Annotated in this window: 25 protein-coding genes and 1 tRNA gene; 14 read left to right on the top strand and 12 right to left on the bottom strand. The window is 54.9% G+C overall.

Annotated features, from left to right (window positions below; translation table 11 throughout):
* Nucleotides 1-63 precede the first annotated feature (63 nt).
* Nucleotides 64-642 (bottom strand): DUF2867 domain-containing protein, encoded by a 579-nt coding sequence (locus tag VNX88_25220; protein ID HWY71992.1) that lies wholly within the window; start codon nucleotides 640-642, stop codon nucleotides 64-66.
* A gap of 188 nt (nucleotides 643-830) precedes the next feature.
* Between VNX88_25220 and VNX88_25215 the strand changes: the two genes are divergently transcribed.
* Nucleotides 831-905 (top strand) — tRNA-Glu (locus tag VNX88_25215).
* Nucleotides 906-1,191: 286 nt separating this feature from the next.
* On the opposite strand, the gene VNX88_25210 is transcribed toward VNX88_25215, so the two are convergent.
* Nucleotides 1,192-2,112 (bottom strand): hypothetical protein, encoded by a 921-nt coding sequence (locus VNX88_25210; GenBank protein HWY71991.1) that lies wholly within the window; start codon nucleotides 2,110-2,112, stop codon nucleotides 1,192-1,194.
* 1,306 nt (nucleotides 2,113-3,418) lie between these two features.
* Here VNX88_25210 and VNX88_25205 point away from each other — a divergent pair.
* The gene (locus tag VNX88_25205; protein HWY71990.1) at nucleotides 3,419-4,237 is read left to right on the top strand and encodes an alpha/beta fold hydrolase; all 819 of its coding nucleotides are present in this window, start codon (nucleotides 3,419-3,421) and stop codon (nucleotides 4,235-4,237) included.
* 194 nt (nucleotides 4,238-4,431) lie between these two features.
* On the opposite strand, the gene VNX88_25200 is transcribed toward VNX88_25205, so the two are convergent.
* Nucleotides 4,432-5,013 (bottom strand): hypothetical protein, encoded by a 582-nt coding sequence (locus VNX88_25200; protein HWY71989.1) that lies wholly within the window; start codon nucleotides 5,011-5,013, stop codon nucleotides 4,432-4,434.
* Nucleotides 5,010-5,741, bottom strand: coding sequence for an AAA family ATPase (locus VNX88_25195; protein ID HWY71988.1), 732 nt, complete (start codon nucleotides 5,739-5,741; stop codon nucleotides 5,010-5,012). The genes VNX88_25200 and VNX88_25195 overlap by 4 nt, the downstream gene beginning before the upstream one ends.
* A gap of 1,541 nt (nucleotides 5,742-7,282) precedes the next feature.
* Between VNX88_25195 and VNX88_25190 the strand changes: the two genes are divergently transcribed.
* From VNX88_25190 to VNX88_25180, 3 genes are read left to right on the top strand one after another with little or no spacing between them, the layout of a single operon-like run.
* On the top strand, nucleotides 7,283-7,609 hold the full coding sequence (locus VNX88_25190; GenBank protein HWY71987.1) for a hypothetical protein: 327 nt from the start codon (nucleotides 7,283-7,285) through the stop codon (nucleotides 7,607-7,609).
* Nucleotides 7,610-7,639: 30 nt separating this feature from the next.
* Nucleotides 7,640-8,206 carry a hypothetical protein gene (locus tag VNX88_25185; GenBank protein ID HWY71986.1) on the top strand — a complete coding sequence of 189 codons (567 nt, stop codon included), beginning with the start codon at nucleotides 7,640-7,642 and terminating at the stop codon, nucleotides 8,204-8,206.
* Between the two features lies 1 nt (nucleotide 8,207).
* Nucleotides 8,208-8,978, top strand: a complete 771-nt coding sequence (locus VNX88_25180) for a hypothetical protein (protein ID HWY71985.1) — start codon at nucleotides 8,208-8,210, stop codon at nucleotides 8,976-8,978.
* Between the two features lie 318 nt (nucleotides 8,979-9,296).
* On the opposite strand, the gene greB is transcribed toward VNX88_25180, so the two are convergent.
* From greB to VNX88_25160, 4 genes are all read right to left on the bottom strand, one after another.
* On the bottom strand, nucleotides 9,297-9,899 hold the full coding sequence (greB, locus tag VNX88_25175) for a transcription elongation factor GreB (GenBank protein HWY71984.1): 603 nt from the start codon (nucleotides 9,897-9,899) through the stop codon (nucleotides 9,297-9,299).
* Between the two features lie 385 nt (nucleotides 9,900-10,284).
* Entirely contained in the window at nucleotides 10,285-11,874 is a 1,590-nt protein-coding gene (gene terL, locus VNX88_25170; GenBank protein HWY71983.1) for a phage terminase large subunit, read from the bottom strand.
* Nucleotides 11,875-12,019: 145 nt separating this feature from the next.
* Nucleotides 12,020-12,403, bottom strand: coding sequence for a DUF5681 domain-containing protein (locus VNX88_25165; protein ID HWY71982.1), 384 nt, complete (start codon nucleotides 12,401-12,403; stop codon nucleotides 12,020-12,022).
* A gap of 628 nt (nucleotides 12,404-13,031) precedes the next feature.
* Nucleotides 13,032-14,150, bottom strand: a complete 1,119-nt coding sequence (locus VNX88_25160; protein HWY71981.1) for a DUF2235 domain-containing protein — start codon at nucleotides 14,148-14,150, stop codon at nucleotides 13,032-13,034.
* Between the two features lie 667 nt (nucleotides 14,151-14,817).
* Between VNX88_25160 and VNX88_25155 the strand changes: the two genes are divergently transcribed.
* From VNX88_25155 to VNX88_25135, 5 genes are all read left to right on the top strand, one after another.
* On the top strand, nucleotides 14,818-15,942 hold the full coding sequence (locus tag VNX88_25155) for an efflux RND transporter periplasmic adaptor subunit (GenBank protein ID HWY71980.1): 1,125 nt from the start codon (nucleotides 14,818-14,820) through the stop codon (nucleotides 15,940-15,942).
* Nucleotides 15,943-19,026, top strand: coding sequence for an efflux RND transporter permease subunit (locus VNX88_25150; GenBank protein HWY71979.1), 3,084 nt, complete (start codon nucleotides 15,943-15,945; stop codon nucleotides 19,024-19,026).
* Nucleotides 19,027-19,100: 74 nt separating this feature from the next.
* Entirely contained in the window at nucleotides 19,101-19,280 is a 180-nt protein-coding gene (locus tag VNX88_25145) for a hypothetical protein (protein ID HWY71978.1), read from the top strand.
* Between the two features lie 186 nt (nucleotides 19,281-19,466).
* Nucleotides 19,467-19,694 carry a hypothetical protein gene (locus VNX88_25140; GenBank protein HWY71977.1) on the top strand — a complete coding sequence of 76 codons (228 nt, stop codon included), beginning with the start codon at nucleotides 19,467-19,469 and terminating at the stop codon, nucleotides 19,692-19,694.
* 336 nt (nucleotides 19,695-20,030) lie between these two features.
* Nucleotides 20,031-20,540, top strand: a complete 510-nt coding sequence (locus VNX88_25135) for a nuclear transport factor 2 family protein (GenBank protein ID HWY71976.1) — start codon at nucleotides 20,031-20,033, stop codon at nucleotides 20,538-20,540.
* 226 nt (nucleotides 20,541-20,766) lie between these two features.
* Here the strand turns inward: VNX88_25135 and VNX88_25130 are convergent, their stop codons facing one another.
* A complete protein-coding gene (locus VNX88_25130; protein HWY71975.1) occupies nucleotides 20,767-21,516 on the bottom strand; it encodes a methyltransferase domain-containing protein in 750 nt (249 codons plus the stop codon).
* Nucleotides 21,517-21,609: 93 nt separating this feature from the next.
* Between VNX88_25130 and VNX88_25125 the strand changes: the two genes are divergently transcribed.
* Nucleotides 21,610-22,425: an isocitrate lyase/phosphoenolpyruvate mutase family protein gene (locus tag VNX88_25125; protein HWY71974.1), complete on the top strand. Its 816-nt coding sequence runs from the start codon at nucleotides 21,610-21,612 to the stop codon at nucleotides 22,423-22,425.
* Between the two features lie 23 nt (nucleotides 22,426-22,448).
* Here the strand turns inward: VNX88_25125 and VNX88_25120 are convergent, their stop codons facing one another.
* From VNX88_25120 to VNX88_25110, 3 genes are all read right to left on the bottom strand, one after another.
* A complete protein-coding gene (locus VNX88_25120) occupies nucleotides 22,449-22,787 on the bottom strand; it encodes a histidine triad nucleotide-binding protein (GenBank protein ID HWY71973.1) in 339 nt (112 codons plus the stop codon).
* A gap of 80 nt (nucleotides 22,788-22,867) precedes the next feature.
* Nucleotides 22,868-23,608 (bottom strand): septal ring lytic transglycosylase RlpA family protein, encoded by a 741-nt coding sequence (locus VNX88_25115; protein HWY71972.1) that lies wholly within the window; start codon nucleotides 23,606-23,608, stop codon nucleotides 22,868-22,870.
* Nucleotides 23,605-23,820, bottom strand: a complete 216-nt coding sequence (locus VNX88_25110; GenBank protein ID HWY71971.1) for a hypothetical protein — start codon at nucleotides 23,818-23,820, stop codon at nucleotides 23,605-23,607. Before VNX88_25110 ends, VNX88_25115 begins: the two co-directional genes overlap by 4 nt.
* Before the next feature lie 51 nt (nucleotides 23,821-23,871).
* Here VNX88_25110 and VNX88_25105 point away from each other — a divergent pair, with 51 nt between their 5' ends.
* Genes VNX88_25105 through VNX88_25095 form a run of 3 tightly spaced genes read left to right on the top strand, consistent with a single transcriptional unit; the run spans nucleotide 23,872 to nucleotide 25,106 of the window.
* Nucleotides 23,872-24,084: a hypothetical protein gene (locus VNX88_25105; GenBank protein HWY71970.1), complete on the top strand. Its 213-nt coding sequence runs from the start codon at nucleotides 23,872-23,874 to the stop codon at nucleotides 24,082-24,084.
* A gap of 19 nt (nucleotides 24,085-24,103) precedes the next feature.
* Nucleotides 24,104-24,871, top strand: a complete 768-nt coding sequence (locus VNX88_25100; protein HWY71969.1) for an enoyl-ACP reductase — start codon at nucleotides 24,104-24,106, stop codon at nucleotides 24,869-24,871.
* 49 nt (nucleotides 24,872-24,920) lie between these two features.
* Nucleotides 24,921-25,106 (top strand): hypothetical protein, encoded by a 186-nt coding sequence (locus VNX88_25095; protein ID HWY71968.1) that lies wholly within the window; start codon nucleotides 24,921-24,923, stop codon nucleotides 25,104-25,106.
* The last annotated feature ends 23 nt before the right edge of the window (nucleotides 25,107-25,129 follow it).

The following is a 25,129-nucleotide window of genomic DNA, read 5'->3' as shown; positions in this document are numbered from 1 at the left end:
CTTGGCCGGCAAGTGGCTGACTTCGTCGCTGAGAACTTCCTGGCTGAGCGGTGAGTCGTTTGGTCAGACATTCCGATCCCAGGTTGCACGAATCGTTTTCAACATGGCCGGATAGATAATCCATTTTCGGAACGGATCGATTAAGCGCATGTAGAGGGGCGTAATCCACCCGCTCGGGCGCACGTAGACTGCAAAATAGAATCGATAGCCATCGGCCCTTTCAACGAGGGCACTGAGGGCCGCACCATGGACGGTACGATTCTGTACTTCAAGTAGCTGTTCGTTTTCGAAACGATAGACAACGCGGAACAGTCCTTCCGGCGTTCCGGGCACGACAAGAGAACGAGCGCGATCCTCAGGCGTTAGGCGACTTGCAAAGGAGGCTGCCGAGGCATCCTTCGGTTCGGTCTCAAGTCGAAAAATGCGTCCAAGAAAGAGCCGAAGACGGATAAGCGCACGGGTCGCTGGGGGAAATCTGTCGATCCCGCCCTGATTCGCCCCGCGAAGAAATTCAGAAAGGGAAACGCCGTCGCGGTGCGCAGGTAAGTCAACCGCCCAGACGTCATGCAGCGGGACGTCGGCGAGAAACGTATGCACGCGAAGGGGCAGCGCGGAAAACTCTGCTGGAGAAATCGGCGGCACCTTTCATTTTATTCTTAGTTCCTAGGCGTCAAATACAAATACGTTCCCGCCACGTTCATCTTGGGCGTCGATAGTTCTGCCCATTTGAACGCAGAACCTTGGGTGTTCGGGAGAGGGCTAGAAGCTAAGCAGCTGCGAAGCTCAGCAGCCTGGTTTGCTATAATTTTTAAGCCTCACCTCACATGCGGGGCGCTATCGTCTAGGGGTTAGGACGGAAGATTCTCAATCTTCAAACCCGGGTTCGATTCCCGGTAGCGCTACCATATCTCGCGTACTTCGGATGACATTTCATACTCTTCCAGATCGGCTCAAACAGCGTCTATTGCTTTTTCACGGACGTTGAAGCGCCACCAATGCCGTGGCAGTGAGTTTCTTGTATTCAGCTTTGCGGCACGCGGCGAATTATAGATGAGACCTTGTGATAACCCACTCATCGAGCACCGCGATGAGTGGGGCACTCGGCGTGGAAATTCCGTGATTCTCCATCCTGGCTAGCTGTTGGTAATCGGAACTTTAAACGTGGATGGATTCCGCCCCAAAGGCGCCCGGCTACGAAGCAGTTTTTACGAGACTGGCTGGTCGCGTACGATCTGAGAGCATCCACCCCAGGACCGCTCCAAAAACAAGGAAACACATGAGGGTTTCCCAAAAATGACTCAAGGCTACGGTTCGCGGCATGATCGGATTGGGCAGAAGTAAAGCGAGCGACCAGACCGACAGGAAAGCAGAGATGGTAAGAGCTGCCTCCCATTTCGGTGCTGGCAACATGCGCACGAGCGGCAGGACACAGGCGAAGTAGAGAACACCGCGAAACACCTGGAGGACATAGATTCCGGGCCTGGTCTGCCAGCTATTCTTAAGCGCAACCAGGAAGTTGGGAGCGTCGACCCCTCCGTAGAATTGGCGCAGCACTGGATTGCGCCATGCGACGAAGTATCCGAAGAACATATAAAGGAAGATGAAGAGCACGACCGAAATGGCGAGCCTCTTCAGAAGAGCAGAAGACGGTAAAGAAGCGGAACTGACGGTTATCATCCCTCGTGGGCGGCGGAGCCTTCCCATGAGAGCGACAAGAGCGGGAACAAACAAGGCGGTGGTAATTGCACCCTGAACGAAGAGACGCCAGATAAGGGAAACAGGCATCTTGTCGCGAAGGAAAAAAAGGGATTCCACTTGCGTGGCGACCGTCATCACACCATACATTGCGATTGCGAGAATCGCTATCAACTTGCGGCCGGACAAGCGGGAGTGTACGGCAAGCCACGACATCACCAGGCTCGTAGCAAGACAAAACGAGGCAAAGGGAGCGAGAAATCCTTGAGGAGCGCGTGGCTGTTGTGGCGCCGCCCCGCTTGAGTTCCCGGAAGCAGAGACCTTTTCGATGCCCGCAAGCTGCGCGCCAACGATAAAGAAGATACCGAGTAGTAGAGCCAGAACGGCGACTCTAAGTGTAAACGAGAGAGGCTTCATATTCACTCCCAACGAATCGCGTCAGGCCTCCGCTTTACGACTGAAAGTCTGGCGTAGGTCCAAGGGAGCCCTCCCTTGCCTTAAACAGCGCCTGGCGTTCAGCCGGTTTCATTACTGATACGCAAGCCCTTCGCGGATGTTCCAAGTTGTACAGAAACACATGCGGACTCCCGTTTTCCGGGCGGGAAACTTGGGGCATCCAAGGGGAAACTTGAGGACAGACAAGACGGTTCGAACAAATAGCTCTTCAACCAGTCGAGCGCCTGGGAGGTGGGACCAAAAGGGGAGAAGTGTTTGCTCTTGACATCGCCTTTTGTAGAACCCGTCCCATTTATCGAAATGAGCCCGGACTTTTAGAACTTTGCTGTCCGGCAGTGCTCCCTCAGAATGACCGAGTACAATCTTCCACGTGTCCGAGACTGCATCTGTCCTTTCCTCGATCGCACCCTGGCTTTCGGTCCGCAACAGCGCAGCGGCGGTCGAGTTTTACAAATCAGCCTTTGGAGCCAACGAAAGGTATCGCCTCGAAGGAAGAGGCGGTGTTGTCGCGAGACTGGCTATCAGGGATTCTGAGTTTTGGGTCAGCGATGAATCTCCTGAACATGGCAATTTTAGTCCTGAGACCCTAAACGGCAGTACGGTACGAATGATTCTGACGGTGGCGAACCCAGACGCCGTATTTGCCCAAGCCTGCGGGGCGGGTGCTCGCGTGGTTTATGCAGTAAGTGAGGGGCACGGCTGGCGTGTCGGGCGCGTGGTAGATCCTTTCGGCCATCACTGGGAGATAGGCCACCCACTCGCTTCATAGACTGCAGCCGGACGGGTGGCCTGCCTTTTTCCCATTATAGGACGTTTAGGCTTTTTGCTGGTACTCCCAAGAAGTGGACGCCCGATCCTTCGCGCCGTTCGAAGGGTGGGTTTCGAAAAGGATGGCGATACGCTTTCCCCGAATTTCGAGAATGGAATAGCCATAGAAGTCAAAATCGTGTAAACCACCAGTACAGCTAACCCACGCTTCGCAACGCCAGCGAAGGCTGGGGCACCCACAGTTCCGTAATGGGACGCTTCTAAAAACACCGAATCCAAAGAAGGGTGGGCCACCCGGCCAAACACGGCTCTTGCTGGGGACCCCGGTTATCCGTGTGAGCTTTGGTTTTGTCTTTGCCCTTCAACTCGAAACTTGAAACGCCTTGTCAGTACCGCGAGCGGTAGCGCCCGGGTGCAGTCGGCTGTTACTCGAAACGCCTTGGCTTCCTGCTCCCTGTAACCTGTTCCCTGTAACCTGTTTCCTTTCGAGCAGAGCTCTATGCCGATTGCGACTAATTCAGGCGTGAAAATCTATTGGGACGAGGTAGGCGAAGGTGAACCTGTCCTGCTGATCATGGGACTTGGCTCGTCGTCGGCAATGTGGCACCGTATCCGGCCAGTTCTCGCCTCGCAATATCGAACCATCGCATTCGACAATCGTGGAATCGGCGAAAGCGATGTTCCCGCCGGCCCTTACTCCATTCGAGAGATGAGCGCGGACGCTGTCGCCGTGTTGGACGCGGCCAACATCGCCAGCGCTCACGTATTGGGACTCTCTATGGGTGGAATGATTGCCCAGGAACTCGCGCTTCAATATCCGAACCGCGTGCGCTCGCTGATTCTCGCCTGCACCTCTCCCGGCGGCGAGAATGCGGTGCAAGCCGATCCGGAGGTGCAAAGCCTGTTCGCGTCGTTGAGATCCATGAGTCCCGAAGTAGGAACCGAGGCCGCAGTGCCGATTCTCCATGCCGCTGGGACTGCGCGCGCCCGAATCGACGAAGACCTTGCATTGCGGCGCAAGTGGTACCCGAGCGCGAAAGGTTATCTGGGACAGTTACAGGCGATACGTAGCTGGGAAGCATTCAGCCGCTTGCATCAGATCCGTGTGCCAACGCTCGTCATTCATGGCGATTGCGATCGTCTTATTCCGACGCGAAATGGAGAGATTCTCGCACAGCGCATCCCGGGTGCAAGACTTGTGCTGCTGCCACAGGCCGGTCACGTGTTCTTTACGGATCAACCACAACGAAGCCAAACGGAAGTCATCGGATTCTTGAGTCAGCATAGCGCAGCGAATAAGTCCACTGCGCAGGGTTAAAGATTCGGCAAACAGGAGACCCCGAATCGGGAATGACAATTATGGGAAGACATCCCGTCTGTCCCCGGGTATTCACAGTTCCGTAATGGGACGCCTCTAAAAACACCGAATCAAAAAAGCGTGGGCCACCCAGCCATTTGGCGCTTATTGGACCCTAATTGGACCCAAGTTTCGTTTGGTATACCCGATCACGATTACTGATCATTGTTCGCGTGGGCAGTTGATGCACAAACTCGATTTTGCAGCGTTCTAAGCTCTGGACAGCGCGCGAGCAGTCCCTGATAGTTACCCAGGGTTTCCTGCATCAGCAAGTCTCGTCCGCCGCCGGCCCTGCGAGCGTCTCCGTGCTCCCTGAGAAAAGGTTCGAAAATGTTTTCTTTCACGTCTGGATCCGCTCTAAGGTCTTGCCATTGAACGTCTAGCTTGTCAGTGTGACCCGCCAAGAGCCACACTTCAATCTCCTGCACGGCGGCTATGCAGATAAGCTCAACACCCTTTTGTTCCGCCACATCCTCAAGAGCTGTAAGCGCCGCACTTTTGTCAGCTCCGTCCGCATCTGGCAAAAAAAGAAGCAGATTCATATGTGAGTAGCGGACAAGCAGCGCCTTTTCAATCAAAGATTTGGCGTGCACGTATCCAGTGGCTCGCGGATTCGTTAGCACAGTAACCTTAGCATTCGGTTTGCCGCACTCCTCAAGAATTCTGCTTACGAGAGGTTTCAAAATGTATCCGTTGTAAGTAGGGTCTTCCGGAATTACTAGGACGTTGTAGCTCACAGCGCGTTCTCTGGCCACCCCTCTGCAAACAACTCGCCGACTGGCTGCTTCTCTGCGAGCTCCAAAAAGCGCGGAATCTGACTTAAAGGCCTGATTATGGATTCGCCGGTCTGATCGCTGCGCTTACAGTAAAACGTATAGTCATAATCCTCACGCTTGAGCCAGGAAAGCAACACAGGGGAATGCGTCGTCGCGACCACTTGTCGTCCAGTGCCGATGGTTTGCGATTTCAGCAACTCGACAAGTAATCTCAGACGATTAGGGTGAATTCCATTCTCGATTTCTTCAATGGTGATCATTTCTGGCATGTCGGGCTGGAAAAATGCTGCAGCTATCGCAGCGAAGCGCAACGTCCCATCGGACAGAACGGGAGCGGGATATTCTTGCCCACGCTCTACGAGCGCAAAGAGAGGCTCACCTAAAGCTCCCTTAAGGATTTTGACCTCATCGACCTCATTCGGAGTGAGCTGCTTTAGCCAAGAGAGGTAATTTGACTTTGCTTTTTCATCATCGAGAATTGATTTGACCAATGCGGCGAAGTTCTCGCCATGCTCCCCCATCCTTCTCACTTGTTGCGGAGTGGAGTATTCGCGCAGAACACTCGGCACCGGTTCGAGCCGTTGCATATTAACTAAGGTCCGCTTGAGTTGCTCGGCTTCGGTTTTGGCATTAAAGGCGACCCTATTTGAGATTTGGTGCAAAACAGGACGACTCTTTTCAAATCCCAAGTGAGGCTGTCTTCCAGGATATCCCTGGTAATAACGCACCTGAAAGACTGGGCTTTCCGGGTGGTTGGGGACAGCTGTGCTGTCGTAAACGTCTCCGTCCCAGAGAACTTTCAGATGTTCTCTTCTGACTGCGCCTTTCCGCGCCGAGAATGCTATCTCGTAGACTATTTGGTCATCAAAGACCAGCGGGTCCCCGATGCTCAACCCGAATGAGATGAGAGGCTCAATTCCCGGTTCGGCACTTACTGCACTCGCAAACTCGGCCTTAGCGCTTCCACCTCGAATCCCCGCCCAAACCTCTGTCGTTGCGCTCCTTGGCTTTCCATTGAGTACCTCGTCGAAGGTGAAGCCAAAGCCAATCCCCTGCAGGACACGAAGTGCATCAAGAAAATTGGACTTACCGCTTGAATTGGTTCCTATAAAGAGATTGAAGGCGCCGAGTTTAAGATCGACTTTTCTTAACGACTTGAAACCTTCGATTTTGATTTTCTGCAGCAATAGAAGGTCACCAGGCATTGATTCTAAGGCGGGCTAGGACAATCGATAAGTACCGAACGAGGCGCAGTCGGCTAATCAAGCTGGAATACGCCAGAGCGATCGCGCTCGCCGGAGGGAACCGGTTCATAACGACTTCGCGAGTGCCTGTAGATAGTCTTGGGCATCAGCAGTATTCTATCAAGTCAATGGCGTGAAATGTATTTTTCAATTTGATATTGTAAGTCATTTATTTTCAAAGGAGATAAAATAACTTCATCCAATATGCTCACCGTCAGCTTGAAACTATCTTTCGAACCACCAATCAGGGCCAACGCGCATTCGTATTCCGGAACCACACCTCCCCACGACCTCCAGTCAAGTGAAACCAAGAGCCGTAGATAGCGAGCGCAAACAAATAAAGCTTGATAAATGACATTTGCTCTTGTATTTGCAACGTATTACGGCTAATTGCTCCGAAACCAACAATCGCAAGCTGGAGTGCACCAGAGCGATCGCGCTCGCCGGAGGGAACCGGTTCATAACGACTTCGCGAGTGCCTGTAGATAGTCTTGGGCATCAGCAGTATTCTATCAAGTCAATGGCGTGAAATGTATTTTTCAATTTGATATTGTAAGGCATTTATTTTCAAAGGAGATAAAATCACTTCATCCAATATGCTCACCGTCAGCTTGAAACTATCTTTCGAACCACCAATCAGGGCCAACGCGCATTCGCATTCCGGAACCACCCCTCCCCACGACCTCCAGTCAAGTGAAACCAAGATTACCCTGATTTTCCTGAAGACCGAGTTAAAAACTCCTGCATACTGAACCGCTATTAGGGAGGCTCGGTAGCGCCGGATCCAAGTGGAAAGGATCTTCTTTTGGCAATGTGTGATATGATCTTGATATGGAACTATCCATTGGAGAGTTGACGTGGAAGATCAATGCAAAGCTACAATTACGCTAGGGGACTCTAAGGTAACGTTCGAGGGTCCTGCGCTATTCGTTCAGTCCCAAGTCGAAAGATTCTCGACAATCCAGGCTCTGGAACAGCGAGTCCCCATGGCCTCCCAGCCTAATCCAGGGCTACACGAACCGTCGCGAGAGAAACAACTCGTCGCTGAAAAACGGCCTCTGGGGCACCACGAAATCGTCATAGTCTTGGCTTTTGCTGTGACCGAATCGGGAATGAACGAGTTCAGTGAGCAGGACATTCGCCGGGCCTACCTTCGCGCAGAAGTAAGGCCGCCAAAGTTTGTGTCCCAAGCTCTCCGAGACGCAAAAAACAAATTCGATTACCTGGAAAGCGGCTCGAAGCGAGGAATGTACCGCCTGAGCAATCACGGAGATCGCACTGTCAGGTTTGATCTACCGCGCGTGGCCGTCTAACGAACTTTTGGCGATAAGGAGCTTGTAGCGATGACTAACAAGAAGACGACTGAGATTGTCGCCGAAATCGTGGAACTGCTCACGCCAATTGAATCGCCTGAGCGTCTCCGTGTGATTCAAGCTTCGTTGACGTTGCTTGGGGAAGCGTTTCCGCCAGGGTCGTTTAAGGTCGTGGAAGACAGGGCTGTGCTTACCGATACGGAAGAGGCCCATTCGACATTGCCTGCGCGGGCGCAAGCGTGGATGAAGCAGAACAGTGTCTCGCTAGATGAACTTCAGCAAGTGTTCCATTTCGAGAACGGAACTGCTGATGTCATTGCCGGAGATGTTCCCGGTAAAAGCAAGAAGGAAAAGACGTACAACGCCTACGTGTTAGCTGGTCTCGCGAGCCTTTTATCCATCGGCAACCCTAACTTCGATGACAAGTCGGGTAGGGCACTCTGCGAACGGCTCGGTTGTTACGACGCGCCAAATCACTCCACCCATATGAAAGAGAAAGGAAATGAATTTACGGGCAGCAAGGACAAGGGATGGGGTCTCACGGCGCCAGGTCTGAAGCGCGCAGCTGCACTCGTAAAGGAAATGACCAAGAGCTGAGATGATTGACCCTGCCGTTAGGACTTCCCTCATCAACCGCTTTCCCGAGTACTTGGTTGGCGAACTGATCGAGTGTTACGTTGAGCAAAAGAAAAACTTCTACCTCGGTCGAATGCGACCAAACGAGGTGGAGGGGGGCAGGTTTGCAGAGGCTGCTTTTCGCATGCTGCAGCACGCTGGCGGTCTTCCCGTGACACCTCTTGGAACTCAACTGGACACTGACGGCATTATAAGAAATTTGTCTAATCTAGCTTCGACGAGTGCATCGGACTCGATTCGGCTACATATTCCACGGACTCTGCGTGTCATCTATGACATACGGAACAAGCGTGATGCGGCGCATCTTGCCGATGGCATAGATCCTAACCTGCAAGATTCATCCTTTGTGTCCGCTGCGATGGATTGGGTGTTAGCAGAGTTCGTGCGCCTTGCACATGGGGTGTCGCCGGACCGAGCGTTTGCCCTCGTCAAGGCAATAACCGTTCGCCGAGTTCCTGCCGTCGAACAGTTCGGCGATTTCCTAAAAACTCTTCGACCCTCGCTCGGTCCCAGCGACCGCATACTTTTGCTGCTCTATCATTGCGCCGACTCAGGTGCGACTCCGGCCGAGCTCTCGGGCTGGCTCAAGCCGACGCAGCGGAGAAACTTAACCCGAACCTTGGCCCAACTCGAACATGACAAGGACTATATAGTATGCACAAATGGGAAATATCGACTTACGCGAAGGGGCATTTCGGGAATTGAGAGCAGGCATCTCGTGGAGATCGAATAACGAAACAACGGAAAACCAGGAACAGACGGAACGTAATCCAGATTTCTAACGCCGCATTAGCCGCCGGAGCCGGTTCTACCTCATTCCATGCGTGCGGTAGTACCACTCCCTGGTAAGGCGCGGGGGCGGGTCCGGTTCTGTCTGCTGGGCGGGTGGCCCACCCATTCCCGAAATAGGATTCGGTTCGTCGCTTTTTGTTGAGGTCCATACAGTGGGTGCCCCACTCCGCGCGGTGTTCGCGGGGTGGGCAGCGATGCCGTTGGCAACATACCCGCACGAACCGTCATGTGTAATTTCGTCTCTTCTTCGTCAGGTCGATTAGCGTCGGCGAGGGAGTCCCTTTGTCGAGGCCTCGGATCCAGGTGGTTCACGGAACGGTTCCACAGAAATGCGCTGGTAACACACTTCCAGCACGGTCAGGTATTCCGTACCGCCCGGCGCTTGGAGAACTACGCTGTCGCCCGCTGCCGACTTTATCAACGCGCGCCCCAGAGGTGACACCCAACTGATGTGGTTGCGGTTGAGATCGACCTCGTCAATGCCCACGATGCTCACTACTCGCTCCGCTCCCGCGGCATTGGCATAGCGCACGGTCGCTCCGAAAAATGCCCTCGTCTTCTGCTGCCCCGCTCTCGGAGCTTCCGGGTCCACCACTTCCGCGGCTTCGATTCGCTTCGTTAGAAAGCGAATCCGCCCATCGATCTGCCGCAGCCGCCGCTTGCCGTACTTATAGTCGGTGTTTTCACTGCGATCGCCGTTGCCGGCAGCCCACGCCACCACCTCCACCACCGCCGGGCGTTCCCTGGTGAGCAGAAACTGGTGCTCATCTTTGAGGCGCTGCAGCCCGCTCCGCGTTATGTAGTTCTTGCCTCGCGCCGCGGGCTCGTCCACTTGTGGTTTTCTCGTAAACCCTTTCCGCATCTCGCAGTCCTTCCAGCGCGAATCCGGTGAGTGCCGCCAATGAACGCCACAGAAAACACAGTAGGTCACCCGCGTTCATGGGATTTCATCTACGGCCCTAACTCATTTTTTCACGTCTTCCAGACGGAACGTTCCCAGTACACTTCGCATCCGTACTTGGAATCCTAGGGACAGGAAGCTGTGAAAAAATCGATTTCTTCCGTTTTGCTGCGATCCTTGGGGTGATCAAAAATGTCTGGCGAGCTGCTCGAAGTCGTTTATGGGCCATCTAAACGCAAAGTTTTTCGGCGATCAGATTAGCCCAAATCTCGGAAATCAATTTTTTCACAGCTTCCAGATGGAACGTAATCCAGACTTCGCACGACGCGAGCCACCGGAGCCGCTTCTACCTCATTCCATGTGTGCGGTAGTACCACTCCCTGGTAAGCCGCGGGGGTGGGTCCGGTTCTGTCTGTTGTTGCTCCGTCTTCAGCTTCTCGGCCTCCCGGCGGTAGTATTGGACGATCCCGGGCTCGAAGAGAAAGCTCTTCATCCAGTCGAGTGCTTGTGAGGTGGAGTCGGCCTGGTCGTCGTGTTTCCCGTTTGGGAACGTGGCCAGCTCGTGCACGTACTGGGCAAGCCACGGAGCCTTCTCCGGCAGGTAGACGAAGCCGTTCTTGATGGTGCTTGTGACTGTGTGCATGCGCATGATCTTGTCGTTCTTCGGCTGGCATTTTTGGATAAAGTGCATGCCTTCGTGGACCAGCTCCTGGCAAAGCTGTGTGCCCGAGGCTCTGTCTTCGATCAGCACGTTCTTTGCGCTCCAGCGTGCGGCGTGCTCGCGCACCATGCGTTTCAGTTCGGGATAGTCCAGTCTCAGGCGCAGTACGTCGAGCAGATAGACCCGGCTGATACCCCAGCTCATGCTGCTCCCCGCTCCGGTACTGCCGGGGGTTCTGAGTACTCCCCAGGTGGTGCAGACGCTGTAGTCGCTCAGCTCCGTGGCTTTGTTGGCCGTGTCCCAACTCTGGAAGATGCAGTCGAACTGCTGCGGACGCTCGGACTCGGTGTAGGTCTTGAACCAGGCGGGCTTTACTATGCCGCCGCCCTGAGGAGCAGGTGACTGCTGGTATTGTCCGGCGAAGTGGTACTCGCCCAGGGTTTCGCGCAGTTGGTCGAGGATCTCGCGCGGTTCGCGCTCGGGATGCAGGATCTCTCCGGCGCGACGGGTATATGTAAACGTCTGGCCGAGGCGTTGGACTACATGGGTTTCCTCTTCGTCGGCGATCGCCGCAAAGCGCACGACGTTCCATTTCGGTTCGACGTCGATTGCCTGGCGGCGCTCGGTTTCGAGCACGTGCCCGACAAGGTCGTCTTCGTGCAGGCGTTGCATCACGATGAGGATGCAGCCGGTGAGTTTGTGATTGAGGCGGCTGACCAGCGTGTTGTCATACCAGTCGTTGCAGGCGTTGCGGCGCGTGTCGGAGAGCGCTTTGTCGGGCTGCAGCGGATCGTCGATGATGATGAAGTCGGCGCCGCGTCCGGTGAGCACGCCGCCTACCGACGTTGCCTTGCGGCATCCGCGCGCTGTGGTCAGAAAATCGCCTACGGCCCGCTTCTCCGGTGACAGTCGAGTGGCGGGAAAGAGCCGCTGGTAGAACTCGCTGTTCATGAGAGCGCGGCAATCGATGGCGTGCTTGTCGGCAAGGTCCTGGGCGTAGCTGGCGCAGATGATCTGCGCGCTCGGATTGTGTCCCATGATCCAGGCGGGCAATGCGACCGACGCGCAATGCGACTTTAGCGACCGCGGCGGCAGATTGACGATCAGCCGCTTGATCTCGCCAAGCCGGCAGCGCTCGAGTTCCTGCGCCATCACCTCGATGTGCCAGTTCTCCGCAACCTCAGTCGCCGGATTCAACTCGACAAAGCTGCGTATAAGAAACGAATAGAAGTTACGGCGAAAGAGACTATCCAATTGATCGGAATTGAGATTCATTGTTTCCCCAAACGGGACGACGAGTCGCGCAGAGAGGCAAGAGTTAACCACAAAGGACACGAAGGTTCACGAAGGAATTGCGATTTAAATCCTTCCTTCGTGTCCTTCGTGGTTTCATTCCGGTTTTTTCCTCCGTGGTGAAAAATCAGTTCTGCGTAGACTGCGCGGCATTAAAGCTCCGAACCAGAATGTCGAGAGCCTTTTGATCTGCCGCTTCGAGTTCCGCGCTGGTTGGAGCTTTTTCCGGTTCGTAGAGAACTTGGGTTAGAACCGACAGCACGCGGAAGGCGTAGTTGTCGCCCTCAACAGCGTTGTCGACAAGGCGCTGGATCGCTGCTTCCAGCTTGGTGATCGTTCTCTTCTCGTTCGTTTTCTCGTCAGTCACCTCCACCGTTTGTCTCAGCGTGTTTTCGAGAACGGTGGCTACGTTGAGAGTGCCCTTTGGCCGTCCGCCGGGATTGCCTGATTGTCCCTTTTTGAACTGCGTATGCTTGGGTGGCCGGCAGTATCCGACCTTGTACTTTCGCATGGTTGTGTTCGCTCCTGTCGCCTTCGCCAAATCTTCACTACCTTATTTTCTTGGTACCACGATTTCGAAAGCAGAGTCAAACTTCGTCCGTCGCTCGCATAACATTTGGTTTCAAAATGGGATCAACAACTTGCGGAGTTGCAGAACGACGGTAAGAAATCCGTCGTTCGCAGACAAATGGCGCGAGAGCGCAAAGCTGCGTTCGCGCTAACTACAGGATTTGCAGGGAGTAAGCCGCCTGAGAAGCGTCGGAAAAATGAGCACTAGCGAATTTCGGAATGCATATTTCGAATTATTTTCAGAAGACAATCGCGCATCTCGAAGAAAGGTAGTTCCATTTCAGAACAGAAAAATCCCTGTGGAATCCCTGATATTGTTGCCGCAATCCGGCCAAAAAAGCGCTAAGGGCAGGAGAATGTGCGGCTTTGGAGGAAAAAAGCGAGAATCCCTGTTAAATGCCTCAGCCCAAGTAAAATTTTCAGATTTTGGGCAGAATTCAAAAGGTTCAGCCGCTCGCAACGATTCTCCCCTGTATTTATCCTTGTTATTGCTGCGGCCATGTTTCTTACGGGACAAGAGGCTTTGGCGGACGTCTTCTTCCTAGCTTTTGTCATACACGACCGCTAAGTCACGCAGAGGCTGTTGTGGTCGTTACACAACGGTCATAGATGACCTGCCGCTGCTCGGGCAAGTTACTGGGCTTGTAGCCTAGATCGGGATTCCTGAGTCGAGCCTCCACAGATTCATGGACAAGCACTCCTGGTGCAATAAAGCGTCGCCGTCCCAGATTGATGCGAAGTGTCTTGCGCCATGTGCCGTCAGCGCCCAATCGGTACGCGATCTTCGGCCAGACTTCCGCTATCCACCACCATTTCTCTAGAGACTCGTGCTGGTATTTGGTATTGGGATCAGGCGCTACGTTTGGCGGCTTGGCGCCGAGAATGTCCGCCTCGCGGTTCGGGTCTACGGCAAGCCCAGCGGCCTCCGCTTCGCAGAGTATCCAACGCAACGCGATTTTCGAGAGTTGGCTCTGCTCTTCCACGTAGCCGCCACCCACATCGCAGTGGACTCCAGCGAACCAGACCTCCTTCACGTCCTGCGTCGGATTCTTAGGCGCGCCGAAGAGGTTTTGGCGGAAGAATGCGCGGCGCTCATCGATGGAGACTGCATGCCGCACGACGGAGATGTCGCTATTGCGGGCGAGGTTCGTGAAGGGGAAGCGTACGGCGTTATAGATCCAGCCAAGGGAGCTGACCGTGTCCCACACCCCAATGAAATGCGGCTTGCATTCGCGGGAGAAGGTGCTTTTGAAGTGGGCCGCAACTTTGAAGTCGATTTGCTTGCTTTTGATCATTCGGATGGCATAGGGGATCAAGCCTTCGTTGCCCCGCGTCAGCAGGCCGACGATGTGTAGCATTCCGCAAAGAGCCCGGGCAGTGTAGGCGCCGCGACTGAATCCGAAGACGTACACCTTGTCTTCGGTTTCAAAATTCCGCATTAGGAACTGATAGGCGTCGGCGATGTTGTCCGAGATACCGTAGCCGAAAGCGAGACCGATGATCTTCGTCCACCACTTGCCGATGGCAGTGAGAGCGCTTCGAGCTCCCATCGTGCCCACTCCGGGATGGTAATAACACAGCTGTGTCGGATTGCAAACCAACGTTTGGTAGAGCTTAACGACGTTGGAATTCTCAGCGCTGAACTCATTGCTGGTGCCATCGCAGCAGATGACGATGTTTTTGGGCATGGATTTCTCCCGTTTTGGAAAGAAAAAACCTGCGGGCGATATGGTACACCCGCATTGATTGTTCCGCTGACGACTAAAGATCCTTCCACCGGGGTTCTAAGGATCTCTAGCCTTGATTCTTAGTTGGATAATACCGGGACGGACGCTCTGGCTCGCTCTCTTGGACCTTTTCCTACGCTCGGCGAGGTCGCCCGGGTTTTATCGAGATCGTGAATCAGAGCTATTTCGAATTCTTTTGGAACCTCGGTCGATTTCGCTGCGTTCCATTCGTCGTGGAGACAGAAGAGAAAAATACACGTAAAAACTTTGTAAAAAGGGCAAACATGATGTTCCGAACTCTAGCAATTACGAAACGCGCAGATATACTGTCTTTCTGTGTGCCTGAGCACCTCTTCGTCTGCCTGGACGAGAGGACTACGGGGCGAAATAACTTTTCGCATCTTTTCCCGCATCCGAGATATCCCATCTTCTATCTCGGCAGCATAGGGCCACAAGTGAGTAGTAAACGTTCGGCTATCGGTATTGAACTCGGCGGCCAGCGTCGGGGCAGTTGCTAGCTGAACACACCAAAAAGATTGCGCTCCTTATTAAAGAGGGCTACCGGGGAAGCGGGTTGGGACGAGCCGCTGCCTCAGGGGTAAGAATCGTCCCGCACGAGGGGAACCTAATGGCGAAGCGGATGTTTCTCATGTTGGTCGTGGCTGCAGCAGTCATCGGAAGCCTCGGCTATTTCAAGATGCGGCAGGTTCAGGCGGCGGTAAAGTCTCACGCGTTCACTCCACCTCCAGAAGCGATCACGACAATTGTTACCAAACAGGAAATCTGGCCGTCGACGCTCAACATAGTTGGGACGATGAACGCCATCCACGGAGTTACGGTGAGCGCCGATCTGCCGGGCACGGTGGACCAGATCAAGTTCGATTCCGGGAAGTGGGTTCAGGAAGGCGAAGTGCTCGTGCAGCTCGATACGCGGCAGGAGCGAGCCCAGTTGGCGGCGATGAAGGCGCAGCAGGATCTGGCGAAGATCAACTATGACCGCATGCAGCAGCTCGTAAACGAAGGCGTGATCTCGCGCCAGGATTATGACAAGGCAATCGCGGATCAACGTCAGACTGAGGCCAATACTGCCGAGATCAAGGCCACTATCGACCGTAAGACGATTCGCGCGCCCTTTTCGGGAGTACTGGGAATCCGTCAGGTCAATTTGGGACAGTACCTGGCCGCCGGTAATCCGATCGTCTCGCTGCAGTCGCTCGATCCGATTTACGTGAACTTCAGCGTGCCACAGCAAATTGTGGGGCGGATGCAGGCAGGCCGCAACGTGCGCATCACCAGCGATAGCCTACCGGGCACGGTATTTAGTGGCCGCGTCAACGCCCTCGACTCGGTTGTGGATCAGGCGACGCGCAACGTTCAGGTGCAGGCAACGATGGCCAACCCTGGTGGCAAGCTGCATCCCGGCATGTTTGTCCAGGTGGAAGTGGGAGTGGGAGAGCAGCGCACGGTGCTTCCGCTGCCGGCATCCGCCATCAGCTATGCGCCGTTTGGCGATTCGGTGTTTGTCGTCAGCGATCTGAAGAGTCCCACCGGCGAGACTTACCGTGGGGTGCGCCAGCAGTTCGTGAAAGTTGAGGGCTCGCGTGGCGATCAGGTCGGCGTCATCTCGGGACTTAAGCCGGGAGACGAGGTGGTCACGTCCGGCGTCTTCAAGCTGCGCAATGGCGCGGCGGTGGCGGTGAACAACAAGATCCAACCCGGGAATAATCCGGCTCCTAAGCCTGAGGACAACTAAATGAAAATCACGGATCTCTTCATCAAGCGACCGGTACTCGCGATCTGTGTCAATTTGGTGATCCTGATCGCCGGTCTGCAGGCGATTCGTTCATTGAGCGTGCGGCAGTATCCGCGGAGTGACATCGCGGTAGTGCAGGTTTCGACAGTGTACGTCGGCGCGAATGCGGACCTGGTGCGAGGATTCATCACGACGCCGCTCGAGCGGGTGATCGCCAGCGCTGATGGCATCGACTACATGGAATCGTCGAGCGCGCAGGGCATAAGCACGATCACCGTGCACCTGAAGCTCAACTATGACACCAATGCCGCGCTCACGCAGATTCAGGCAAAGGTAGCGCAGGTTCGCAACGATTTGCCGCCGGAAGCCGAGGCTCCAATCATTGAATTGCAAACCGCGGACACGCAGTTTGCGTCGATGTACCTGGGGTTCTCCTCGTCGGATCTGGATCAGAACCAGATTACCGATTACCTGACTCGTGTTGTACAGCCTAAACTGAGCGCCGTTAGCGGCGTTCAACGCGCCGACATTCTCGGCAAGCGCACCTTCGCCATGCGCATTTGGCTCAAGCCGGAGAAGATGGCGGCGCTTGGGATTACGCCGTCGGCGGTGCATGACGCGCTAGCCAACAACAACTATCTCTCGGCCCTCGGACGCACGAAGGGCTCGATGGTCTCTGTGAACCTGGTGGCGAACACCGACCTGCGCACTGCCGAGGAGTTTCGTCAACTTGTCGTGAAGCAGGATAAGGGAACGATCGTTCGCCTGGGCGAGATCGCCGACGTCGTACTCGGCGCCGAGACTTATGACGAGGACGTTCGCTTCAATGGAGAGTCAGCCACGTTCATGGGTATCTGGGTACTGCCCACGGCGAACTCTCTCGAAGTAATCAAGAACGTGCGCGATGCCATTCCGGGAATCCGTGCACAGCTGCCTGCCGGAATGAAGGTCGGCATTCCCTACGACTCGACGGCCTACATTCAGGACGCTATCAAAGAGGTGCTGAGCACTCTTACGGAAACGCTCCTCATCGTTGTCGTGGTGATCTTCTTATTCCTGGGCTCGTTCCGGTCAGTGCTGATTCCGGTGATCGCGATTCCAGTGTCACTGGTCGGTGCTGTTTTCCTGATGCTGGTGGCGGGTTTCACTATCAACCTGCTGACGTTGCTAGCGATCGTGCTCTCGGTGGGTCTGGTCGTGGACGACGCGATCGTGATGGTAGAGAACGTCGAGCGCCACCTTCACGAAGGCAAGACTCCTTTCCAGGCAGCGATCGATGCAGCCCGCGAGTTAGTGGGTCCGATCATTGCGATGACGATTACGCTGGCGGCGGTCTATGCGCCTGTTGGTATTCAGGGCGGATTGACCGGGGCTCTCTTCCGTGAGTTCGCGTTTACGCTGGCAGGTGCAGTTATCATTTCGGGAATCGTTGCGCTAACGCTGTCGCCGATGATGGGCTCGAAGTTGCTCCGTGCTGGAGATACCGAACGTGGCTTTGCAGGCTGGATCAATCGCCGCTTTGAGACCGTGCGCAGTCTCTATGAGCGGGTGCTGACCGGCACGTTGCGATATCGGCCGGTGGTTTTCGGAGTCTGGATCATCGTCGCGCTCCTGGTCGTGCCGTTCTACATCTTCTCTCAGCGTGAACTGGCGCCGGCAGAAGATCAGGGTGTCGTCTTCGGAGTGTTGCAGGCTTCGCCGAACTCAACCCTGGATCAGACGAAGCTGTTCGCATCGCAGGTCTACGACGTCTATCACGCATTTCCTGAAGCCGAGAGCATCTTCCAGATCACCGATCCCACAGGCGGTTTTGGCGGTATGGTGACGAAGCCATGGAGCGAGCGCAACAAGACCGCTCAGCAGCTTCTGATCCAATCGACCGGACCACTATCGAAAATCGCGGGTGTTCGCGTAATTCCGTTGACGCCACCTCCGCTGCCCGGCGGCGGAAACTTTCCGGTGGACTTCGTAATTGCCTCTTCGGCAGAGCCGCAGCAGCTTGCGCAGTTCGCCAATGAGCTGGTGAAGCGCGCGTTTATGAGCGGCATGTTCATTTACGCCGACTCAGATCTGAAGTTTGACCAACCGCAGGCCGAAGTTGTTTTTGATCGCGACAAACTCCGCTCTCAAGGCGTTGATCTCAGCCAGGCAGGCAAGGACCTCTCCACGCTGCTTGGTGGAAATTACGTGAATCGGTTCAGCATTCAGGGGCAGAGTTACAAGGTCATTCCTCAAGTGAAACGCGTGGAACGGCTGACGCCTGAACAACTGACACAGATTTACGTTAAGGGCTCGAACGATCAGCTGGTTCCCTTGTCAACGTTCGCGAAACTGAAAACCACGACTGAGCCTCGGCAGCTAAACAAGTTCCAGCAGCTCAATGCCGTGCGCATTCAGGGAGTGATCCCTCCGCCGGTTCCGCTCGATCAGGCGTTGCGGTTCCTCGAAGACGAAGCGAAAAAGATCCTGCCGCAGGGATTCACCGTCGATTACGCAGGTGAATCGAGGCAACTTCGTGTTGAAGGCAGCAAATTCCTTGGCACGTTCCTGCTCTCTGCGGTTCTGATTTACCTCGTCCTGGCAGCGCAGTTCGAGAGCTTCCGCGATCCGTTCATCGTCCTCGCGGGTTCAGTGCCTCTTGCCATATCGGGCGCGCTGATGTTCTCGTTCCTCGGGTTCACTACACTTAACATCTATAGCGAGGTCGGACTGATTACTTTGGTTGGTCTTGTCTCCAAGAACGGCATCCTGATCGTGGAGTTCGCCAATCATCTCCAGGAGCAAGGTAGAGACAAGCTGGCCGCGGTCATTGAAGCAGCCGAGACGCGCTTGCGCCCAATCCTCATGACCACCGCAGCCACTGTGGTAGGCCACTTTCCGTTGGTGCTGGCAAAGGGACCGGGAGCCGGCGCTCGTAACAGCATCGGAATCATGTTGGTCAGTGGCATGATCATCGGAACGGTGTTCACGCTGTTTGTAGTGCCATCCATTTACATGCTGGTGGCGCGCAAACACGTTGCACGCTCGGTCGAAGAGGGAGAACGAAGCGGGGAGATTCCCGAATTGGCGGAAGCTGCGGTATAGCGTGGGACACGATGCATGGTAGAGACGCCCGTCGTGGCGGGCGTCTCCACTGCAACCAACCTTGAGGACATAGAGTGAAGGCAAGACGAACACTTGATGAGGAGACCTTTTCCGATGGAGAGGTTTGGTCTGCTATCCGCTATCTGGATCCTGAATCACGTCAGGGCGTAGCCGGTTTGCTAGTATCGGTTGCCCTCTGCTGGCTGATTCTGTTTTTGAGCGCGATTTACCTAACCTTCCATCTGCAGCGCTAGTGGCACTTGGGTCTGCTGAAAGCGCACTTCCCACTTCGTTTCCCGTTACAATCGAGCCGCTACCTGGCTAAATGACGTCAAATGAGTCGCGGCTTGCGCAATATCTCGATTTTGCTTATCGCTCTCTCTCTGCTCTGAGGTTGCGGCCTGCGGCGTGGACAGCCCAGTCCGTTTGAGTTCAGGATAGTGCCGCTCGCGGATGCGGGTGGCCCGATCAAATTCGGAGTGATCGAGGGCCGGGTGAAGTCGCACGTAGTTCAATCTGGGCGCGATGGACATTGGGGACTTCCGGGAATGCGCGAGCGTGCTGAGAAGATCGGAGCAAGGCTGAAAGTTTTGAGCCGTCCGGCAGGTGGGACTGAGGTTGAGCTAAAAGTGCCTGGTCATGTTGCGTTTGGAATCTCAGCCTCCTAACCGGCCGCGCTGGTTGACGAGGCTTTACGCAAAAAAGACGGCCACTGCAGAAACTGAGCGCACTGTTGCGCGGAATCCGCGAGCAAGAGAAAGCAAATGACTGTTCCTGCCATTGGCGTTTTCAGTTGTTGACGACCACCCTTTGCTGCGCGAGGAATCACGACGGTCATAAAAAACCAGCCTGACAGCCTGTTGAGCCCTGTCATACCGCCAAAGCCGTGCCGCGCCGGATACCTCCATCTAGGGATTCGTAACACTTGCGACTCTGGTAACTTCCGCCTTGTCAGCCTCGATGGCCGACGCATTACAATTCATAAGCTTGAAAAGGAGGATGCCATGAGTCCGGGACAAAATGCAGTTGTCGAAGCTCCGGTGGAGATTGTGTCACGCCCACCGCTGCCTCCATTTACTCGCGAGACTGCGATCCAGAAAATACGCCTGGCGGAGGACGCGTGGAACTCGCGTGATCCTGAGAAAGTAGCTCTGGCTTACACGGAGGACTCACGCTGGAGAAATCGCGCGGAGTTTGTGAATGGAAGAAAAGAGATTGTCGCCTTTCTCACACGGAAGTGGCACAAAGAATTGGACTATCGCCTCATTAAGGAGTTGTGGGCCTTCGAAGGTAATCGCATCGCCGTCCGCTTTGCATATGAATCCCACGACGATTCGGGGAACTGGTTTCGCTCCTACGGAAATGAGAATTGGGAGTTCGACGAGCATGGGCTGATGCGGCTCAGATACGCATGTATCAACGATCTGCCAATTCGGGAAGCAGATCGTAAGTTCAGCTGGCCACTCGGCCGGCGTACTGATGGACATCCCGGATTAAGCGATCTGGGCCTGTAGCTCGCGAGCTTCTTCAGACAACAGCACTTTGCGGGTTGCTTAAGCAGGAGCAACCCGCTTGCCTGGTACAGATCTTCTCGTTTGCCTTGGAAGATTAATGCCCAAAACCGAAGCGCCCGTGGCGAAAGAAGTCGAGCCAGAGAAGGGAGAAATTGTGCGCAGCAAACATCCCGTGTCTCTTCGCGATTGGTGCGAGGGCATCGATTCGCCCGAATAACTAAAGCGGTCAAGGATGATCTGAATTCACCTGGAAGACGAGGAAGTAGTCTTCCCGGTCATCTTTCACGAAGTCGTACTGGTCCGTCAGTCGATAGCCTGCTTGCGCAGCTTCTTTCACAACAACGTCCTTCTGGATTCCGTGATCCTCGCCATTCCCGTTGCGATCAATGATGCCGATGCGCGCTCCGCTTCGCAGGGACTTCCGCAGATTCTGTAACAAGCGCACTGGGGCGGCGATTTCATGGTAGGTCTTGAGTATCAAGACGGAATCGACACTGTTCTCAGGGAGCTTCGGATCGTCCGCAGCGCTCAATATGGTACGGACATTGCGGATGTTCTCTTTGCGAATGCGCTTATCTATGTATTGAATCGATTCCGGACTGATGTCCACTGCATAGACAGTGCCATCTGCTCCAGCTCGCTTTGCTGCTCGTACCGTAAACCAACCGGAGCCTGCGCCGATGTCCGCAACATTGCTTCCCGAATGGATACCGAGAATATCCATGACGCGCTGAACTTGTAACTTCTTGTCACGATCCGGATTCTCAAAGATCGATAAATCCCCTGTGTAGGGCGTGCTTGTCTTTCGATGCTCGGTTTCTTGAGGTGCGACCGTCTGTGCAGCCACAGGCGAAGGCCAGAGCACAAACTGTTCCTGAAACAGAACCGCTAAGACGAAAACAAGCGTCGCCTGAAGCGTCCGGAAGGCGACCTTAGCGAGCAACTTGCGTATTTCAAAATTCTGTTGAGACTGCATATGTTCAGGTGGTATCACGCGAGACTAGTCTAGAGGAAATGGCCTCAGAGAGTTTGGTCCTCAGGTGGCCTTAGAATGATTGTGGAGCCCAGAATGACTCAAACAGAAAAGGGAAGAGCCTTCCGTGCGCTGCATCAGAGAGATGAAGCGTTCATCATTCCCAATCCATGGGACGTCGGCAGTGCACGGTTATTGCAAACACTGGGATTTGAGGCCCTCGCTACGACGAGTGGCGGATTTGCATTTTCGATCGGCAAGCAGGACGGCGCCGTGGATCGTGACACGATGCTTGCTCATGCTGCTGCTCTGGTTAGTGCCACCGACCTTCCGGTGAGTGCTGATCTGGAAAATGGTTACGCAGATAAACCAGCGCAAGTCGCGGAGACAGTTCGCCTCGCTGCCGAAGCCGGACTCGCGGGCTGCTCGGTCGAGGATGTCCCCCAAGGTCGCGGACGGTCGCCGTACGAAATCTCTCTGGCGGCCGAGCGAGTTCGTGCGGCGGCGGAGGCGGCACATTCTTTGGCGTTTCCGTTTACTTTAACCGCACGCGCGGAGAACTTTATCGTTGGACGTCCTGATCTGCGCGACACGGTTGCGCGGCTTCAGGCCTTCCAGGAGGCAGGAGCCGATGTGCTATTCGCACCTGGATTGAAGACCAGGGAGGACATCCGAACCGTGGTCCAATCGTTGGATCGGCCGATAAATGTCATTATGGGACTGCAGGGTGTGCAACTGAGTCTCGCGGACTTGTCGGAGCTCGGAGTAAGACGCGTCAGCGTCGGCAGCGCGCTAGCGCGGGCGGCGATCAGTGCTTTCCTTCGCGCAGCCCGGGAGATGCAGGCGCACGGAACATTCACCTTCGCGGAAGATTCAGTGAAGTACGCAGATTTGAACGCGATGTTCGGGTGATGCTACCGGCCCAGCCTATCGATTTATCCCGGAGGCCAACTCAATAGCCGTCCTCCCAAGAGGTGCAGATGTAAATGGAATACTGACTGTCCCGCGCCGGGCCCAACGTTGAACACCGTCCGATATCCATTCTCGATTTTGCGATCACGCGCGATCTGCGCCGCGACCAGGTGAAGCTTCCCGATGATCGAAGCATCTTCGGCCTTTGCTTCCCTAACTCCAACGATGTGTTTCTTGGGAATGATCAGGACGTGCGTTGGAGCTTGTGGTTTGATGTCCTCGAAGACGAAGGTTTCCTCATCTTCATAGACTTTCTTTGCGGGAATTTCACCCCGGATAATGCGGCAGAAAAGGCAGTCCATTCTCGTTCCTCTTTAACCCGTTCCGCAGGTAGAGGCGCCCGCCGCGGCGGGCTGCGTCTCTACGAAGCAGCCGGGAAAACCTAGTCTAGTCGCACTAGAAAAACGCCGCCTTCCGGCGTTGTGATGCTCTGCGAAATGCGCTCCGCTAATTCGCGGTCGTCATTCTGGACGCGGATGCGTACCCATTCCCCTGTTGGGCCAGTAAACTCCCGCACGTCACTCGGGTGGTAGTGGTCGATTACGGACTGCTTCATCTGCAACGCAGCTTCGCGAGTATCGAATGCGCCAATCTGTACCGCCCATTTCCCCCCGCTATTCAGAGGTACCGGAGTTCCGAGGAGTTCGAGTCGGACCCATGCGGTCCCGGGCTCCCATACATCGATAGCTTTCGCAGCAGCGAGCGAAAGATCGATAATGCGTTCACCAATGAACGGCCCACGGTCGGTAATGCGCACTACAGCGGACGTTCCTGTTTTGACATTCGTAACGCGCACGACACTGTTGAGCGGCAGCGTGCGATGGGCAGCCGTCATCGCGTTCATGTCGTAGTTCTCGCCATTAGAGCCGCGCCGATTGTGATATGGAGCACCATACCAACTAGCCAGTCCCATTTCCGTATATATAGGCTTCGTGGCTGCTGGTGCGGGCAAGGTTGGCGTCGTTGCGTCGCGATTTTCGACTGGTGGAGGAGCCGGCTTCGCCGTAGCCGAAGGTTGTGGCGGCAAGTCCGGTGGCGGAGGAACGCTCACCTTAGTTTCTTTGTGCCCGCACCCGGCAAGTGGCAGCAACAACATCAGCAAGAACAGGAAGGTAAATCTCATTTTTGCTGCGTAGCCGATTTCTTAGAGTCGTCGAGCCGGTCAGCGAGCTTTTGCAGCTCCTGGGCAACGCTGCGGAGCGCTTGCGTTCCTTCGGTTCGCATCTTTGGTACCACCTCATTGTTCAAAGTTCTTATGACCTTCCTGAGTTCCTGCTCAATCTTAGATGCTGCTTCATCCAGCTTGCGTTTTGTCTGATCGAAATCCGAAGGCATGGGCACCTCTATCCTTGGATTATGAACGGGGAGATGGTGAGAAGCAATCTGATGAAGCCAAAAGACAAAGCCATCTTTCACCACGGAGGCACGGAGAACACGGTGAAAGGCACAAATTTAACCATGAAGGATACGGAGTATCACGAAGGAATGGGGGAACACACAGATGAATTGCTCGTGATCTACTACCCTTCTAGAGACTTGCGAATTGTTCTCCCTGTACTCCGTGCCTCCGTGGTGAAAATGGCCCTCTGGTATTCTTAGAAGTTTCTCGGAGCACTTGATGATCAACATGCAGGGTCGAGTGGCGATCGTTTTTGGGATTGCCAACAAGCGTAGCATCGCGTGGGCGATTGCGCAGAAGTTGCAGGCGGCAGGGGCTACGCTGGCTATCACCTACCAGAACGAGCGCCTCGCGCAGGAGGCGAAGGATCTTATAGAAGCTCTTCCGAGAGCGGCAGCGTTTCAATGCGACGTTTCGAACGACTTGGAGATCAATCAGCTCTTCGATCAGATCAAGTCGCGTTACGGCAAACTGCACACGCTCGTGCACAGCGTGGCATACGCTCCCCCAGATGAATTGAAGAATGATTTCATCTTCACTACACGCGAAGGGTTTCGAATTGCGCATGATGTCAGCGTGTATTCCTTGATCGCCGTTGCTCGTGCCGCGACGCCGCTTATGACGGAAGGTGGAAGCGTGATTACGCTCACCTATTACGGCGCCGAGAAAGTTGTGCCCCGCTACAACGTAATGGGCGTTGCCAAAGCGGCACTGGAAGCCTCGGTTCGGTACTTGGCCGCTGATTTGGGACAACAGAAGATAAGGGTAAACGCCATCTCTGCCGGACCTATCAAGACCCTGGCTGCGCGCGGCATCTCCGGCCTCGGAGACATGTTGAAGGCGCATGCCGAGCGCGCACCGCTCAAGCGTAACGTGGAAGCAAGTGAAGTAGGCGACGCCGCTCTGTATCTCGCCTCCGATCTCAGTACGGCAATTACGGGCGAGACGATCTACGTTGATTGCGGCTACAACATCATGGGGTTTTAGGCAGCTACTGGTTGCCGGCTACTAGCTGCTGGATTACAGCTTTTACCTGATGCCCAAAAAACAACTGCTTGTCTTCGTGGTGGTTGACCTGATTCTTGTGGCGGTGGCGATTGTCGCTGTTCTGCGCCACGTGAAGCCTTTCCACGTGATGATGGGATTCATCGCGTTCTCTGCGATTAACGGAATATTTCTGATAGTCACTGTGGTGAGGAGAACTGAGCCTCGGCAGAAGTAAGTTGTTGGTGAGTTTGTGGCATC

The sequence above is a fragment of the Terriglobales bacterium genome (assembly GCA_035567895.1).
In the GTDB taxonomy this organism is placed as follows: Bacteria; Acidobacteriota; Terriglobia; order Terriglobales; family Acidobacteriaceae; genus Gp1-AA112.
The sequence above is the reverse complement of the archived record's forward strand: the minus strand, read 5'-3'. Positions and strand labels throughout refer to the sequence as shown.

Bases quoted from the DNA above. Each gene is read 5' to 3' on its own strand.
- VNX88_25185 (HWY71986.1), top strand. From the start codon at position 7,640: ATGACTAACAAGAAGACGACTGAGATTGTCGCCGAAATCGTGGAACTG.
- VNX88_25100 (HWY71969.1), top strand. From the start codon at position 24,104: ATGATCAACATGCAGGGTCGAGTGGCGATCGTTTTTGGGATTGCCAAC.
- VNX88_25160 (HWY71981.1), bottom strand. From the start codon at position 14,150: ATGCCCAAAAACATCGTCATCTGCTGCGATGGCACCAGCAATGAGTTC.
- VNX88_25150 (HWY71979.1), top strand. From the start codon at position 15,943: ATGAAAATCACGGATCTCTTCATCAAGCGACCGGTACTCGCGATCTGT.
- VNX88_25125 (HWY71974.1), top strand. From the start codon at position 21,610: ATGACTCAAACAGAAAAGGGAAGAGCCTTCCGTGCGCTGCATCAGAGA.
- terL (HWY71983.1), bottom strand. From the start codon at position 11,874: ATGAATCTCAATTCCGATCAATTGGATAGTCTCTTTCGCCGTAACTTC.
- VNX88_25210 (HWY71991.1), bottom strand. From the start codon at position 2,112: ATGAAGCCTCTCTCGTTTACACTTAGAGTCGCCGTTCTGGCTCTACTA.
- VNX88_25190 (HWY71987.1), top strand. From the start codon at position 7,283: ATGGCCTCCCAGCCTAATCCAGGGCTACACGAACCGTCGCGAGAGAAA.
- VNX88_25165 (HWY71982.1), bottom strand. From the start codon at position 12,403: ATGCGAAAGTACAAGGTCGGATACTGCCGGCCACCCAAGCATACGCAG.
- VNX88_25095 (HWY71968.1), top strand. From the start codon at position 24,921: ATGCCCAAAAAACAACTGCTTGTCTTCGTGGTGGTTGACCTGATTCTT.
- VNX88_25120 (HWY71973.1), bottom strand. From the start codon at position 22,787: ATGGACTGCCTTTTCTGCCGCATTATCCGGGGTGAAATTCCCGCAAAG.
- VNX88_25205 (HWY71990.1), top strand. From the start codon at position 3,419: ATGCCGATTGCGACTAATTCAGGCGTGAAAATCTATTGGGACGAGGTA.
- greB (HWY71984.1), bottom strand. From the start codon at position 9,899: ATGCGGAAAGGGTTTACGAGAAAACCACAAGTGGACGAGCCCGCGGCG.
- VNX88_25105 (HWY71970.1), top strand. From the start codon at position 23,872: ATGAAGCCAAAAGACAAAGCCATCTTTCACCACGGAGGCACGGAGAAC.
- VNX88_25130 (HWY71975.1), bottom strand. From the start codon at position 21,516: ATGCAGTCTCAACAGAATTTTGAAATACGCAAGTTGCTCGCTAAGGTC.
- VNX88_25180 (HWY71985.1), top strand. From the start codon at position 8,208: ATGATTGACCCTGCCGTTAGGACTTCCCTCATCAACCGCTTTCCCGAG.
- VNX88_25115 (HWY71972.1), bottom strand. From the start codon at position 23,608: ATGAGATTTACCTTCCTGTTCTTGCTGATGTTGTTGCTGCCACTTGCC.
- VNX88_25110 (HWY71971.1), bottom strand. From the start codon at position 23,820: ATGCCTTCGGATTTCGATCAGACAAAACGCAAGCTGGATGAAGCAGCA.
- VNX88_25155 (HWY71980.1), top strand. From the start codon at position 14,818: ATGGCGAAGCGGATGTTTCTCATGTTGGTCGTGGCTGCAGCAGTCATC.
- VNX88_25135 (HWY71976.1), top strand. From the start codon at position 20,031: ATGAGTCCGGGACAAAATGCAGTTGTCGAAGCTCCGGTGGAGATTGTG.